This window comes from Shimia haliotis, assembly GCF_900114415.1.
GTDB lineage: Bacteria > Pseudomonadota > Alphaproteobacteria > Rhodobacterales > Rhodobacteraceae > Shimia > Shimia haliotis.
Genome location: NZ_FOSZ01000001.1, coordinates 162,928 through 178,193, shown reverse-complemented (window position 1 = coordinate 178,193; position 15,266 = coordinate 162,928). Strand labels below are relative to the sequence as shown.

At 58.6% G+C, this 15,266-nt stretch carries 15 protein-coding genes; 10 read left to right on the top strand and 5 right to left on the bottom strand.

Annotated elements, in window-relative coordinates; genetic code table 11:
• Entirely contained in the window at positions 1 to 492 is a 492-nt protein-coding gene (mraZ, locus tag BM069_RS00850) for a division/cell wall cluster transcriptional repressor MraZ (protein ID WP_093319107.1), read from the bottom strand.
• Positions 493 to 1,164: 672 nt separating this feature from the next.
• Here mraZ and BM069_RS00845 point away from each other — a divergent pair.
• The 8 genes from BM069_RS00845 (at position 1,165) to ptsP (ending at position 9,838) form a co-directional block, all read left to right on the top strand.
• On the top strand, positions 1,165 to 1,650 hold the full coding sequence (locus BM069_RS00845) for an NUDIX hydrolase (protein ID WP_244503489.1): 486 nt from the start codon (positions 1,165 to 1,167) through the stop codon (positions 1,648 to 1,650).
• 63 nt (positions 1,651 to 1,713) lie between these two features.
• Positions 1,714 to 2,184: a DUF1178 family protein gene (locus tag BM069_RS00840; RefSeq protein ID WP_093319105.1), complete on the top strand. Its 471-nt coding sequence runs from the start codon at positions 1,714 to 1,716 to the stop codon at positions 2,182 to 2,184.
• A gap of 42 nt (positions 2,185 to 2,226) precedes the next feature.
• A complete protein-coding gene (locus BM069_RS00835; protein WP_093319102.1) occupies positions 2,227 to 2,871 on the top strand; it encodes an SDR family NAD(P)-dependent oxidoreductase in 645 nt (214 codons plus the stop codon).
• Between the two features lie 154 nt (positions 2,872 to 3,025).
• Positions 3,026 to 3,562 carry an ATP-dependent zinc protease family protein gene (locus tag BM069_RS00830; RefSeq protein WP_093319099.1) on the top strand — a complete coding sequence of 179 codons (537 nt, stop codon included), beginning with the start codon at positions 3,026 to 3,028 and terminating at the stop codon, positions 3,560 to 3,562.
• Between the two features lies 1 nt (position 3,563).
• Positions 3,564 to 5,096 (top strand): UUP1 family membrane protein, encoded by a 1,533-nt coding sequence (locus tag BM069_RS00825; RefSeq protein ID WP_170846638.1) that lies wholly within the window; start codon positions 3,564 to 3,566, stop codon positions 5,094 to 5,096.
• Positions 5,096 to 6,055 (top strand): alpha-L-glutamate ligase-like protein, encoded by a 960-nt coding sequence (locus BM069_RS00820; protein WP_093319094.1) that lies wholly within the window; start codon positions 5,096 to 5,098, stop codon positions 6,053 to 6,055. The genes BM069_RS00825 and BM069_RS00820 overlap by 1 nt, the downstream gene beginning before the upstream one ends.
• Positions 6,056 to 6,155: 100 nt before the next feature.
• On the top strand, positions 6,156 to 7,391 hold the full coding sequence (locus BM069_RS00815; protein WP_093319091.1) for an aspartate kinase: 1,236 nt from the start codon (positions 6,156 to 6,158) through the stop codon (positions 7,389 to 7,391).
• Positions 7,392 to 7,594: 203 nt separating this feature from the next.
• A complete protein-coding gene (gene ptsP / locus BM069_RS00810; RefSeq protein WP_093319089.1) occupies positions 7,595 to 9,838 on the top strand; it encodes a phosphoenolpyruvate--protein phosphotransferase in 2,244 nt (747 codons plus the stop codon).
• A gap of 64 nt (positions 9,839 to 9,902) precedes the next feature.
• On the opposite strand, the gene BM069_RS00805 is transcribed toward ptsP, so the two are convergent.
• Positions 9,903 to 10,676, bottom strand: a complete 774-nt coding sequence (locus BM069_RS00805) for an EcsC family protein (protein ID WP_093319086.1) — start codon at positions 10,674 to 10,676, stop codon at positions 9,903 to 9,905.
• Between the two features lie 30 nt (positions 10,677 to 10,706).
• A complete protein-coding gene (locus BM069_RS00800) occupies positions 10,707 to 11,198 on the bottom strand; it encodes a GNAT family N-acetyltransferase (protein WP_093319083.1) in 492 nt (163 codons plus the stop codon).
• A gap of 97 nt (positions 11,199 to 11,295) precedes the next feature.
• Here BM069_RS00800 and BM069_RS00795 point away from each other — a divergent pair, with 97 nt between their 5' ends.
• Both BM069_RS00795 and BM069_RS00790 read left to right on the top strand, forming a co-directional pair.
• Entirely contained in the window at positions 11,296 to 11,901 is a 606-nt protein-coding gene (locus BM069_RS00795; protein ID WP_093319080.1) for a flavin reductase family protein, read from the top strand.
• Positions 11,901 to 12,533: a CatB-related O-acetyltransferase gene (locus BM069_RS00790; RefSeq protein WP_093319078.1), complete on the top strand. Its 633-nt coding sequence runs from the start codon at positions 11,901 to 11,903 to the stop codon at positions 12,531 to 12,533. Before BM069_RS00795 ends, BM069_RS00790 begins: the two co-directional genes overlap by 1 nt.
• Here BM069_RS00790 and BM069_RS00785 read toward each other — a convergent pair.
• Entirely contained in the window at positions 12,530 to 13,441 is a 912-nt protein-coding gene (locus tag BM069_RS00785; RefSeq protein WP_170846637.1) for an AEC family transporter, read from the bottom strand. The two genes, BM069_RS00790 and BM069_RS00785, sit on opposite strands and share 4 nt — an antisense overlap.
• 136 nt (positions 13,442 to 13,577) lie before the next feature.
• A complete protein-coding gene (locus BM069_RS00780) occupies positions 13,578 to 15,215 on the bottom strand; it encodes a SulP family inorganic anion transporter (RefSeq protein ID WP_093319075.1) in 1,638 nt (545 codons plus the stop codon).
• Between the last annotated feature and the right edge of the window lie 51 nt (positions 15,216 to 15,266).

Here is a 15,266-nt window from a genome sequence, read left to right as displayed (position 1 = left end):
TCAGAAATCCTCATCCCCGTCCAGATAGATCGACGGATCAGCATCCGGATCAAAGTCGTCATCCGCCTCCAAAGCCTCGGCCTCTGCGGCGTCATAGGTCTCGGGGTTCCAGATTTCAAAGGTGTCGCCCTTGCCGGCGAAAAACGCCATGTCCTCAAGGCCGATTTTGTCACGCTGCTCTTTCGGCAGGACCAAACGGCCGGTGTCATCCACCGAGGCCTCGATCGACTGCGTCAGATAAAGCTTGCTCAGCGCCAGACGTTTCTTGCTGCCGCGCGGCATCTTCATGATGCGAGCCACAACGTCGTCCATCGCCTCAACGGTAAAGCACTCAAGGAACTCCCGTGTGCGCCCGCCGTATACAATCACAATGTTTGGGTTTTCACCGCTTTTCCAGTCAGGATCACCAGCTTCGAGCACGCGGCGAAACTTGGCCGGAATCGACATCCGACCTTTCGTATCCACCTTGTTGCGGCTCTCGCCTCTGAACATAAGCGCCACTGATATGGCCCTTCTCTCTGCCTAACTGGGTGCGGGAAGCGAAACGGCGGATTGATCTGCTGCCACTGATCAATCCGCCGCCCTCGTCCCGCTTTTTGCGGGTGTCCAGCTGCGCGCGCCACCTGGGGGGATGTTCTGCTCGCCCGCGCGCCGGATCTCTAATTTCGATGAAGGCGGGGCCTGTATGAAACCTGACTTTGGAATTTTTATGCGGGGTCGTTTGGTGCCCCTGAATTCCCGTCCTCATCGTGTAACTAGGGATGCCATGGGAAATCATGGAAATCAACAGGAATTTTCGCCACCAGACCCTAAATCTTGTTCTGAAGAGACCCCAAAAACAAGATGATGTGGTCAATAGGCCACCTCGAAACACCACATATAGGTATTGATGGCAAAATTTGCCCCACATATCGACAAAACCAAGAAAATTTCGCGCAGGCCAGAAAATCCCAAAAAACTTTCTCGATTCTAGCCAGATGGCACGATTACTGCGATTCTAGAAAAGGAATCCAGCAAGATTCACCGACAAATCCAAATTTTTCCAAATGGGTCCCATGATTTCCCACATCCCCCAAGATTTCCCAAATCGCCTCACATTTCAGACGGCAAACCGTGGAAGTCCGCCCACCAATCCGTTAAACTAAGACAAAGAGCAGAGGCAAAATGAGCACCGTTATGGGCCTTCAAGATCCCAAAGCCGTGGCTACCATGCTGCGCAAAGCCTCCAAATCAGGCTCCCGCATTCAATTTGCGGCGCTGCCCTATCGTCTGCGCAAGGGCAAACCGGAGATCCTGCTAATAACCTCACGCGGCACCAAACAATGGCTACTGCCCAAGGGCTGGCCGATGGAAAATCTCAAACCGCACAAGGCAGCCGCTCAAGAAGCTTGGGAAGAGGCCGGTGTCACCGGCAAGCCTTCTAAGCATTGCGTTGGCATCTACACCTACCGCAAATCCCGCGGCGCCCATCGCGGCAAGAAATTCACGGTATTGGTCTTTCCGCTGGAAGTGGCCAACAGCACCGGAAAATTCCCCGAACGCGGGCAACGCCAGCGCAAGTGGCTGTCTCCCAAGAAGGCCGCCAAGCGCATCGTCATGCCCGAACTCGCGAAAATCGTGCGCAAATTTGATCCCAGGCTTGGCGACTGAGCCGCTTGATCCCGCGCCCGCGCCTCCATATGTTCGGCTGACCACGCAGGATACGACGCAGGCATGATCAACTACACGCTAAAATGCTCAAACGACCACCGCTTTGACAGCTGGTTCAAATCCGCGGACGCCTTTGACAAACTCAAAGGTGCCAACATGGTCACCTGCACCACCTGCGGAGACACTCAGGTGGAAAAGGCCATGATGGCCCCTCGCGTTCGCCCTGCCCGATCGGCTGCGGTAAAACCCTCCGAGAAGCCTGTAAACGCCGAGCCAGCGGCGCCCGAGCCAACTTCTCTGACACAGCCTGCAACCAAGGCCGAGGCCGCGCTCGCCAAACTGCGCAAACAGGTGGAAGAGAACTCCGACTATGTTGGCAAAGATTTTGCCACCCAAGCCCGCGCCATGCATGAGGGCACAGCACCGGAGCGCGCCATCTACGGAGAAGCCAAGCTTGACGAGGCCAAGGCCTTGATCGAAGACGGTGTTCCCGTGGCTCCCCTCCCGTTCAATATTGGTCGCAAAACCAACTGATTTGTCCTAAACGGAATTTACGAGACAAATCAGGAGGCTCTCATGCACGTCGTTATCACAGGTGCCAATCGAGGCATTGGACAGGCCCTTGATCACCGCTTTCGCGCGCTCGGCCATGACGTGACCGGCACCGCCCGAAATGAGGCGGAATTCCTCAAACTCGACGTTACCTCGCCTGAAAGTCAGGCAGAAGCCGCCCGCGCATTGGATGCCAAGCCGATCGACCTTCTGGTGTGCAACGCCGGCGTCTACTTGGACAAGGGCCAAAACCTCGCAGACGGATTTCCGGCCGACATGTGGACCCAAAGTTTCGCGGCCAATGTCACCGGCGTGTTTTTGACCGTGCAATCACTGCTACCCAATCTGCAACTCTCCGCCACCCCCAAGATCGCGATCATTTCCTCGCAAATGGGCAGCGACACCCGCGCACCCGGCGGCTCCTACATCTACCGCGCGTCAAAGGCCGCCGCCCTCAACCTTGGACGCAACCTCGCAACTGACCTGAAACACATCGGCATCGCCGTGGGCGTGTATCATCCGGGCTGGGTAAAAACGGACATGGGCGGCCCCGACGGTGACATCACCGTCACCGAAAGCGCTGAAGGCCTCGCTAACCGCTTCCAAGCACTGAGCCTCGAGACCACCGGTTGTTTTGAAACCTGGGACGGGCGCGCGCATCCCTACTGATAGGCGACAAAATCCGTGCCCCAGCTCCAATTTCCTGCTTGCGGTAATCTGCCGCCGGCACAGCACAAATGCCCTCAACAGTGGACATTTTCGCCCCGAGCAATAGTAATTGTATTATGAACAACGCCGCTCGGACACACGGAAAAGAGGCATTATGCAAAAAGTCGTCGCCTTAGCACTCGCCCTTATAACAAGCCTTCCGGCCATCGCCGAGAACGCGCCGACAGTCGCGCGACTTGAGGATGGTCTCGAATTCGGCGACCTTCTCGTGGTTGGCGAGGCCGAGTTGATCACAATGCCCGAACTGGACGTTGCGTGGCGCGGCCGCATTGACAGCGGCGCCACCACCACCTCTCTCCATGCGATCGACATCGAGGAATTTGAGCGCGACGGCGACAAATGGATCCGTTTCAAAACCCGAAACGAAGCCCTCGGCAGCGAAATCGCTCTGGAACGAAAGGTGGTCCGCACAGCCCAAATCAAACGGCGCGGCGGCGAAGCCGTGTCCTCCCGCCCTGTTGTCCTGATGGAAATCAAAATCGGTAGTGTTTCCCAAATGGCCGAGGTCAACCTGACCGACCGAACAGATTTCGAATTTCCGGTCCTGATCGGACGCAATGTGCTCTCCGGCAAGATGTTGATTGATGTGAGCCGCGCCTACGTCCATGCGCCAGCCAAGGAAGAGCGCTGATATGACAGCCAAAACACAGCTTCGCATTCTTGTCGCAGTCCTGCTGATCATCGGCCTGGGCGCCACGGCCTACAAACATCTCGTTCTCGGCTTTCCACTGACACCCGGAGAAAGCTCCCGCATCTGGACTGTTCAGGCTCAGATGACCTTCCGCGCTCAGGGCGATCCGGTCAAAGCGCAGCTCAACCTGCCTGACATGACTCGACACCTCTATGTGGTGCCCGAGGGCATTGCGCCACGCGGCTATGGCTATCATGTGGAACAGGTCGGCTCCCAACGCATGGCCGTCTGGGAAGCCCGCGCACCCACCGGTGACCAGCGCCTGTTTTTCCGCGCGCGCGTCTACAAAGGCGGCGGTATTGCGACGCAGCTTCCACCGCCATCTGACCCGCCAGCCAAACCGATATTTGCCGAGCCCGAGGCCGCGGCCGCCGACGCGCTTCTGGCCGATGCTTATGCCCATTCCGCAGACGCCACAGGACTTGCCCTGCGCTTGGCAAGGTCGCTTTGGGGCGATGCGGCAAAACCTGTGCGTGAAACCCTTTTGGGACAAAAATCGACCAACGCCAGCCGCACAAAACTTCTTTTGAAACTCCTGCACGCCAGCGACGTGCCTGCACATGAGCTCACCGGCTTTTATCTGACAGACAACAGCCGCTCTGTCACGATGGAGCATCTGATTGAACTCTGGGACGGAACCGAATGGCAGGTGGTGGTGCCCAAAGAAGGCATCAAAGGCATGCCCGAGGATTTCCTACCGTGGCAATCCAATGGCGAATTTCTTATGCAAGTGGACGGGGGCACGGACTCCAAAGTGTCCTTTGCCACGATTGTTGACAAGATTTCCTCGCGCCAGCTTGCGGTGCAAATGGGACAGCAAACCGGTGCAGGCCTGATCGATTTCTCCGTCTTCGCCTTGCCTGTGGATGTGCAAAACACCTTCGCCACGCTGCTGCTGATCCCAATCGGAGCACTCGTTGTGGTCGTGATGCGCAACCTTGTCGGCCTGCAAACGTCAGGCACCTTCATGCCAATTCTGATCGCTATGGTGTTTGTGCAAACCGATCTGCTGGTGGGGCTGGCCCTCTTCATTGTTGTGGTGGGCGCTGGCCTTGTGATCCGTGGCTATCTGACATCGCTTAACCTGCTCCTTGTGCCAAGGATCGCGGCGGTACTAATCGTTGTCACCACGCTATATCTGCTTTTGGCCGTTGTCGGCTTCAAACTCGGCATCGAAGCCGCGCTGTCCGTAACCTTCTTCCCGATGATCATCATCGCATGGACCATCGAGCGCATGTCCGTTCTGGCCGAAGAAGAAGGCATGTGGGATGTGTTTGTACAAAGCTTCGGCAGCTTGCTGACCGCAACGATTGCCTACCTGCTGATGATCAATCAACAAGTCAGCTTCCTCACCTTTGCCTTCCCCGAGCTTCTGCTGGTGGTTCTGGCAATCATTCTGGTGATCGGCCAATACACCGGTTTCCGCCTGTCAGAACTGCGCCGGTTTGAGCCTCTGGCCTCGGAGAAAGAGTGATGCTGCGGCTGGCCTCACCTTTGCGCCTGAAGCGCGCGGGCATCGTTGGCATGAACCGCCGCAACGTGGAACTGATCGCAGAAAACAACCCGCGGTCCATGTTTCCACTGGTGGATGACAAGCTCAAAACCAAAGCGCTGCTGCGCAAAGATGGCATTGCTGCGCCTAGACTACTGGGCGTGGTACGCCAAACCGGTCAGATCAAAGAGCTGCCAGCCTTTCTGAAAGCCTTTCCAAGCTTTGTCATGAAACCCTCTCAGGGCAGCGGCGGCAAAGGCATCCTTGTGATCACTGGACGCGACGGAGACAGCTACGTCAAACCTTCGGGCAAGACAGTGCCCTTCGCCGAAGTCGCGCGTCACGTGAACAACACCCTTTCAGGCCTGTTTTCTCTGGGTGGCAAACCCGACGCAGCCATGATTGAGGCCATGATCGACTTTGATCCGGTGTTTGACGACTACTCCTTTGAAGGGGTGCCCGACATCAGGGTCATCGTCTACAAAGGCTTCCCGATGATGGCCATGACCCGCCTCTCCACCGCGCAATCTGATGGCAAGGCCAACCTGCACCAAGGCGCGGTCGGCGTTGGCCTCGACATTGCCACCGGACTCGCGATGCGCGCGGTGCAATTCAACCGCCCCGTCCACACTCACCCCGACACCGGCGCCGACCTCACATCGATCGCCGTGCCGCTTTGGCGCGACATCGTCGAGCTGGCCGCGCAATGCTATCAAAGCAGCCAATTGGGCTATCTCGGCGTCGATGTTGTTCTGGACCGCACGCAGGGGCCGCAAGTGCTTGAACTCAACGCCCGCCCGGGGTTGGCGATTCAGGTCGCAAACGGGCGTGGAATGGCGCCACGTGTGGCAGCCATCGAGGCCTTGTTGCGCACAGAAGGCGCCCCCAATACACCGACCGGAAGAGCCCAATGGTCGATGGATGTGCTCGCAAAACTCTGACGCGCAACAACTCAGTGCCTGCACCTGCGACGTATCCGCGCTTGCGTCACCAAAGCCAACCGCGTACACCGCCACCGAACAAAAGACCAAGGTATAGATTATGCCCGTTCTCGTGATGAAATTCGGCGGCACCTCTGTCGCCAATCTCGACCGCATCCGCCGCGCCGCCAAACGTGTGGGCGTGGAGGTGGCCAAGGGCTATGACGTGATCGTCATTGTCTCTGCCATGTCGGGAGAAACCAACAAACTTGTCGGTTTGGTGGACGAAACCAGCCCCCTCTATGATGCCCGCGAATACGACGCGATTGTCAGCTCCGGCGAAAACGTCACCGCCGGCCTGATGGCGTTGACGTTGCAGGAAATGGATGTGCCCGCCCGCAGCTGGCAAGGCTGGCAGGTGCCACTTCTGACCACCTCCGCCCATTCTCAGGCACGCATCGAAGAAATCCCGACCGACAACCTGAACGCCAAATTCGGCGAAGGTATGCGTGTCGCTGTCGTGGCCGGCTTTCAGGGTCTCAGCCCCGAAGGCCGCATCACCACGCTGGGCCGTGGCGGCTCTGACACGACGGCCGTGGCCTTTGCAGCCGCGTTCGAGGCCGAGCGCTGCGACATCTACACAGATGTGGACGGCGTCTACACCACCGACCCGCGCATCTCTCCCAAAGCGCGCAAATTGGACAAGATCGCTTTTGAGGAAATGCTGGAACTGGCCTCGCTTGGCGCCAAAGTCCTACAAACCCGCTCTGTCGAGCTTGCCATGCGCTACAAAGTGAAACTGCGCGTACTCAGCTCATTTGAAGAACAATCCGACGAGGCCGGCACGCTGGTCTGCGATGAGGAGGAAATCATGGAATCCAATGTTGTGGCCGGTGTGGCCTACTCCCGCGACGAAGCGAAAATGACCCTTCTTTCGGTTGCCGACCGTCCGGGCATCGCGTCCATCATTTTCGGCTGCCTGTCCGACGCCGGAGTGAACGTCGACATGATCGTGCAAAACATCTCCGAAGATGGCCGCACCGACATGACCTACTCCCTGCCCACCGATCAGGTGAAACGCGCCGAACAGGCGCTGGACGTTTTGAAAAACGACGGCGGACTGAACTTCCAGGAATTGGTGATCGACGAAGACGTCGCCAAAGTCTCAGTTGTCGGTATCGGCATGCGCTCCCAGTCCGGTGTGGCGGCCAAAATGTTCAAGGTGCTTTCGGATGAAGGCATCAACATCAAGGTGATCACCACCTCGGAAATCAAGATCTCCGTCTTGATCGACCGCAAGTATATGGAACTGGCAGTGCAATCTTTGCACGACGCGTTCGAACTCGAAAAAGCCTGAACCGACCCTTTTGCAAGAACAGGCTCCCGCCCGAAACGGCGGGAGCCTTTCTCATTGTGGCGTGACAGACAAAAATTTAAGCAACACGCCACTTTGCGAGAGGCGAAAACACCTCCTGTCGCGGAGGCATCTGGTATTTTCCGTTTTTCTTTTCCCCTGCTTGTGTTCTATTCGACCGGCAGCAAGGACCGGGAAGAACCCACATGGCGCAAGACACGCAAACCGAAAGCCGTAAACTGCTCCAACGGTTGCGCGACGCGCTGGCCGAGGACAGCGCCGGACAGGCGCGTCTGGACAAAATCACACATCTGATTGCCACATCCATGGGCACAGAGGTCTGCTCGATCTATCTATTCCGCGACGACGACACACTCGAACTCTGTGCCACAGAGGGCCTGAACGCCGAAGCCGTCCACCAGACGCGCATGCGCATCGGCGAAGGCCTTGTGGGTCGCGTGGCCAAGTCATCCAAAGTGGTGAACACCGACGACGCCCCTTCCGCCAAGGGGTTTCGCTACATGCCGGAAACCGGCGAAGAGATTTACTCGTCTTTCTGCGGCGTTCCGGTGCAGCGGCTAGGGGACAACCTCGGTGTTCTGGTGGTGCAGTCCAAAGACAAACGCACCTATTCGCCTGACGAGGTCTACGCCCTCGAAGTGGTGGCAATGGTTCTGGCGGAAATGACGGAACTCGGCGCTTTTGTCGGCGAAGGCGCGGCCATGTCGGCCCTGCACCAGCAATCGGTCATGTTCCGCGGTGCCTGCGCACAAGAAGGCGCGGCCGAAGGCCATATCTGGCTGCATGAACCCCGCGTCGTGGTCACAAACCCTGTGGCCGATGACCCCGAAGTCGAACTTCAACGCCTCAACGAGGCGGTCGAAACCTTGCGCGTCGGCGTGGACCGCATGCTTGAAGGCGCCAACACCGGCGACAAAGAACAGCTTCAAGTTCTTGAAGCCTACAGGATGTTTGCCAACTCCAAAGGCTGGATGCGCCGGATGGAGCAGGACATCTCACGCGGCCTGTCCGCCGAAGCTTCTGTCGAAAAAGAACAATCTTCCGCCCGCAAACGCATGGAAGAAGTCACCGATGCCTACCTGCGCGAGCGCCTGCATGATTTGGATGATCTCTCCAATCGCCTGCTGCGCATTTTGACTGGTCAGGGCAATGAGACCGGTGCCGACATGCCCGCCGATCCAGTTCTGGTCGCCCGCAACATCGGTCCCGGTGAGCTTCTGGAATATGGTCGGAACCTGCGCGGCATTATCCTTGAGGAAGGCTCCGTCGGCTCACACGCCGCCATTGTCGCCCGCGCCCTGGCGATCCCGTTGGTGATCCATGCCGACCGCATCACCACCGAGGCGCTCAACGGCGACCACGTCATGGTGGACGGCGATCAAGGCATTGTTCACCTGCGGCCCGATGACTCTGTGGTCACGGCCTTTCGCGACAAGATCGCGATGGCCGCTGAAGCTCAGGAACGCTACGCCAGCATACGCGAAAAACCAGCCACGTCTCTGGACGGCGAAACCGTGCATTTGCACATGAACGCCGGCCTTATGGCAGATTTGCCAAGCCTTAACAGCTCGGGCGCGGAGGGCGTCGGGCTCTTCCGCACAGAACTGCAATTCCTGATCCGCAACCAGATGCCGAAACGGACCGAGCTGGCAAATCTATACTCCCGCGTCATGGATGCCGCCGGCGACATGCGCGTGGTGTTCCGCACGCTGGATATCGGGTCGGACAAAGTTCTGCCCTACATGGCCCCGCAGGACGAACCCAATCCCGCCCTTGGTTGGCGCGCAGTACGCGTCGCCTTGGACAAGCCCGGCGTAATGCGGATGCAGCTTCAGGCCCTGCTGCGCGCTGCGAATGGCCGCCCTTTGACTGTGATGTTCCCTTTTGTCGCCCAGTTTGACGAATATCGCGCCGCGCGCGCCGAAATGGACAAAGCACTGGAGCGCGAACGCATCCTCGGCCACCCCCTGCCCGCCAGCCTTGAGGTTGGCGCGATGCTGGAAACGCCTTCGCTCGGATTTGCGCCCAAGCGCTTCTTTGAAGAGGTGGACTTCCTCTCCATCGGGGGCAACGACCTGAAACAGTTCTTCTTTGCCGCCGACCGTGAAAACGAACGTGTGCGCCGCCGCTATGACACATTGAACGTCAGCTTCCTGACCTTCCTCGAAGGCATCGTGAACCGCTGCGTCGACACCGACACCCCGCTCAGCTTCTGTGGCGAAGATGCTGGGCGTCCGATTGAAGCGGTCTGTTTGGCGGCCATTGGCATGCGACATCTTTCCATGCGCCCTGCCTCCATCGGGCCGGTCAAAAGCTTGTTGCGGCGGGTCAATCTGGCCGAGATCAAAGCGGTGATAGACGAGGCGCGGATCAGCGGAGAACAATCCGTGCGACCAGCAGTTATGACCTACCTGCGCAATCAAGGATAACCTCAGGACTGCGTTTCGCAGTTCGCCAAAACTTCTTAAGGTGCGCGGTTCCTGCGCACCAAGCCTAAGTAGGCGCGCCCTCCAGCCGGACCATCATTCCCGCAACCAACTCTTCTGGCGGTATATCAAGATCAACCGCCAGCTTGCGCAGCCGGAAATGCACGTGGGCAATGTCTTGATAGTAACTGGTAAAGGCATAGTTCGTCGCTGCCCCCATCGCCGCCCCAATCACCGGCACGGCCTGTGCCGCAAGCTTCTGTCCCAGCACTGGCGCAAGCTTTGGCACCAAGACCGCACTGACCCATTTGGCGCCACCAACAGCCAACCCCGCCCGCTGCTCCAACATTGATAGGTCCGCGCCCTTGTCCTCTGTGAAGGGCCCGTTTGCCGCCAGAACCTGCAAGCAATCAAATTTCACGCTGTCATGATTGGGATCAAACCCGTGCTGGACCGCCACCGACTGAATGGCGCGCAAAAGCACGGTCACAGTCACCGGCAACTCCGCCAACGCCGAGGTCACGCCGCCGACACCGCCTGCGGCACCAAGGGCCGCGGTCAGGGACGCATTGATCCAGTCCGGCTGATCCTTCAGCAACCCGCGCGAGCCGTTGGCCAGCTTCACCGCCTGCCCCAAAGCTTTCTCCGTGCCCGACCCCAACCCGCTTTGCACCTCTTTGGGCAGCGAGGAAATCAGGCCCGACACGGGCAAGCCCAACAGGCCCAGCACCTTGATTCCCATCCCGGACGCACCCTGATAGCGTTTGGCCAGGCCATCCAGTTCAGCTTCAAGATCCAGCACGACAACCGGTTCAGACGGCAAGATTTCATAATCAGTCATAGAGTGAATCTAGGAAGGCTTGGCGACAGATCAACCGTCAGCGACTGACCGGACATCGCCGGTCACCCCGTCCCAAGCCCCATCGAGCAATTCCCGCCCCAAAACACGGTCGGGGTTCGTCGGCGGCGGCATCACCACCCCCGAGAGCCTTTCAAACCCGAAACGGCGGTAATAGGGCGCATCCCCCACCAGCATCACCCGCAACCAGTTTTCCTGAACCGCACAGGCCAGACTTTCCTCAATCAACAACCCGCCAAGACCTTCGCCCTGATGGGTCGGATGCACTGCCACAGGCCCCAACAACAACGCCCGACAAGCGCCTATTTTCACGGGCCAAAAACGGATTGCACCGGCAAGGATGTCCTGCTCGTCCCGCGCCACAAGCGACAATTCCGCCACCGGCGGCACCCCATCACGCAAGCGGTAAGAGCTCAGGGCCTCCCGACCCGGAGCAAAGCAGAGATCATAGAGCGCTTCGACCTCCCACCAGTCGTCCGCCGTTTCCTGTGCAAGCCTGAACACGTTCCTTGCGCTCCCCCGCGCCTCTCGGAGTCTTTTTGCTGTTTCCTCGCCCCTAACATGACGCTAGGTCTGGGCGCAAACCAATAGGAAGCCCGCGATGTTCTATATTCCCTCCGAAGGCCACGGCCTGCCGCACAATCCGTTCAATGCACTCATCACACCGCGCCCGATTGCGTGGGTCTCGACACAGGATGCAAACGGCGTGCGCAACCTCGCGCCGTATTCGTTTTTCAATGGCACCTCCTACACGCCACCGCAGGTGATGTTTGCCTCCACCGGCACCAAACCGGATCAATCCGAAGGCAAAGACAGCCTCGCCAACATCCGAGAAACCGGTGTGTTCTGCATCAACATCGTCGAAGAAGCGATGCGGGATGCCATGAATGCCTCCACCACCACCTTTGAAAAAGACGTGGACGAATTTGACCGTGCCGGCCTTGAAGCAGCGCAATGCGACACCATCGACTGCCCGCGCCTTGTCGGGGCGCCCGCCTCAATGGAATGCCGCATGACCCAGATCGTGGAACAGCTTGGCGAAAACAACTTCATCATCATGGGCGAGGTCACCGGCATCCACATGCGCGACGACTGTATCGTGGACGGCATCTTTGATGTCACCACCTTCCGCCCGCTGGCCCGTCTGGGCTACCGCGACTATTCAGTGGTCGACAACACCTTCACTTTGGCCCGACCGGACGATTGATGCCCCTGCCCGACCCGACTGTTGCCCACCCGATCCTGATGCCCGAGGGCGAGCCGCTCAAAGGCACTGTGTTTCTGTCGCAAGTGGTGAACAACCCCAAGTTCGAGGTCGGCGACTACACCTATGCGTCTTCCTTTGAAGAGCCAAAAGACTGGGCGCAAACCCTCGCGCCCTACCTCTTTCCGTTCAGCAAAGAAAAATTGCGCATCGGCAAATTCTGCCAGATTGCCCACGGCGTGCGCTTTGTCACCAGTTCCGCCAACCACGCGACGGACGGGCTGTCCTGCTATCCCTTCCCGATCTTTGACGAAACCGCGCGATCCGGCTTTCAGCCTGACACCCGCGACACGATTGTGGGCCATGACGTCTGGTTTGGATACAACGCACTTGTCCTGCCCGGCGCGCGGATCGGACACGGTGCCATTATCGGCGCCGGAGCGGTCGTGCGGGGCGAAGTGCCCCCCTATGGCATCGTCACCGGCAATCCAGGCAGCGTCGTGAAAACCCGCTTTGACGCGGCCACAGTCGCCCGTCTGCTTTCGATAGCTTGGTGGGATTGGCCCAAGGACAAAGTCGAACGTGCCGTTCCCGCAATCATGGCGGGGGATGTGGACGCCTTATCCCAAGTCTAAAACAGCACAGTTGCCACGGTGATCCACACCGGCAAGCTGATCGCACCCAACAAGGTCGTCTGCGCCACCAGCGTCGCCGCCAGCTCCCGATCCGCGCCAAACCCTGCCGCCAGCACATGCGCCGCACTGGCTGTGGGCAGTGCCGCCCAGATCACCAGAACCACCGCCAACGACGGTGCCAACCCGAGCCCCAACGACAGGCCCAAAGCCGCTGCCGGCATCACCATGAGCTTGGTTGCGCAAATATGTGCACTGAACCGATCCAGTCGCGCCAAGGCGCCCCAGTTCATTGTCGCTCCGACAGATATCAAGGCGATCGGGATCGCAGCAGCCGCGAGCATTTCCAGCGGTGCCAGAACCGGCGCGGGGATCACAATCCCGCTCACCCCCACCAGCACACCGCCGAGCGACGCCAGCAAAAACGGGTTAAGCGCCACCTTCTTGACCGTCCCCCAAACGCCAAGACTGCCTCCACGCGAGAGACCAGCCACCGCAAAGACATTCGCCATCGGCACCGCCATCCCGATGCAGACAGCCATCACCCCCGCATCCGCCTTGTCGGTTGTGGCTATGGCGATAAACGCCAACGCGGTGTTGAACCGCCAAGCGGTTTGCCATGCTCCGGCAAAATCCAGAAACCGTTCCGGCCCATGCCGACGCGCCAGATACCCCACACCAAGCCCGACAGCCAAAAGCCCCCAGACGATCGGAGCGATGGTGACAATCGCCCCCACCTCAATTTCGCGTTGGGACGCAGCCACAAACAACAGCGCTGGAAACAGGATTTCAAAGTTTAATTTGTCCAGCCCCTGCCAAGCATTTGTGCTCAGCCGATTACGCAGCAACCCGCCGAGGCCAACCAGCAGAAACGAAGGCAGAAGCCCGATCAAAATGGCGATAAAGGTCATGCAACGTGGTCCCGAGATACTGCCAAAGTGATGCGCCCATTGCGTCAGGAGTTCAAGGCATAGAGAGCGTGCGGTGGCAAAACCACAAAAAGGGCCAGCCTCACGGCCAGCCCTTTTTAATCCAATGCGGCGCGGCTCAGTGTCCGCCGCCAAACACCCCTGTGCGCACGGAATAATCCACCGCGATCTCGTATTCGGGGTCGTCGTCGCTATCCACCATCAGGTTTCCGGCGCGGCTTAGAAGTTCATGACAATCCCGGCTCAGATGGCGCAGCACCAACTGCTTGCCAGCGGCCTCATACTTTGCCGCAACCGCTTCGATGGCCTGCAACGCCGACTGATCCACCACGCGAGAGCGGGCAAAATCCACGATCACATGTGCCGGATCGTTCTCGATCTCAAACAACTCGGTGAAACCATCAGATGACCCGAAAAACAGCGGCCCCTCGATCTCATAGACCTTCGCCCCCGGATCGCTTTCGCTTTCGCGGGTGATCGCGTGAATGCGCCGCGCGTTCTGCCATGCATAGGCCAGCGCGCTGACAATCACACCAACAACCACAGCCACCGCGAGGTCTTCCAGCACGGTCACAACCGTCACCAGCACAATCACAAAGGCGTCCATCAAAGGCACCTTGCGCATGATTTTAAAGCTGTTCCATGCAAACGTGCCAATCACTACCATGAACATCACACCAACCAGCGCAGCCAGCGGAATTTGCTCAATCAGACTGCTCGCCCACAAGATAAACGCCAACAGGAACAAGGCCGCCGCAATACCAGCAATCCGCGTCCTGCCACCTGATTTGACGTTGATCATCGACTGACCGATCATCGCACAACCGCCCATGCCGCCGAAGAACCCGGTCGCCACGTTGGCCGCCCCCTGTGCGATACATTCCTGCGACGCACCACCGCGTTTGCCGGTCATCTCCCCGACGAGGTTGAGCGTCAGAAGGCTTTCGATCAAACCAATTGCCGCCAGAATGACCGCATAGGGCAATATGATGCTGAAGGTTTCATAGTTCAAAGGCACAGCCGGAATGTGGAACGCGGGCAAACCGCCTTCGATTGAAGCCATATCGCCCACACGAGGCACATCCAAACCAAAAACAATAACCACGATCGCCGTGATCGCGATGCCCGCCAAAGGCGCTGGAAACGCCTTGGTGACTTTGGGCATCAGATAAATGACCCCCATCGTCAAACCAACCAGACCCAGCATGGTCAACATCTGCGGACCAGCCAGCCATTCGCCGCCTGTCATGCCGTGGCCATCACTGACCATGCTTCCGGGTTGTTTGAACTGGCTCATCTGCGCAAGAAAGATCACAATCGCCAGACCGTTTACAAAACCCAGCATCACCGGATGCGGAACAAGGCGAATGAACTTGCCCCAATGCATCACGCCCGCAATGACCTGTAAAATGCCCATCAACACCACCGTGGCAAACAGGTATTCAACCCCGTGTTGCGCCACCAAGGCGACCATCACCACCGCCAACGCGCCGGTCGCGCCGGAAATCATGCCGGGGCGTCCGCCGAAGATCGCCGTGATCAAACCCACCATGAAAGCGGCATAAAGCCCTACGAGCGGATGCACCCCCGCCACAAAGGCAAAGGCCACCGCCTCCGGCACCAAGGCCAGAGCCACGGTCAGACCCGACAGAACTTCGGTTTTGATCCGCCCCACGGTCAGACCTTCGTCCTGCATGATCGACAGATTGGGGGGAGAAATATTCTTAGCCAGCATGGCCAGCGCCGCGCGTCTCATATGGATACCTGCGTCTGTAAGGAGTGTTCGCTGCGCTCCCCCTAGCGGTTT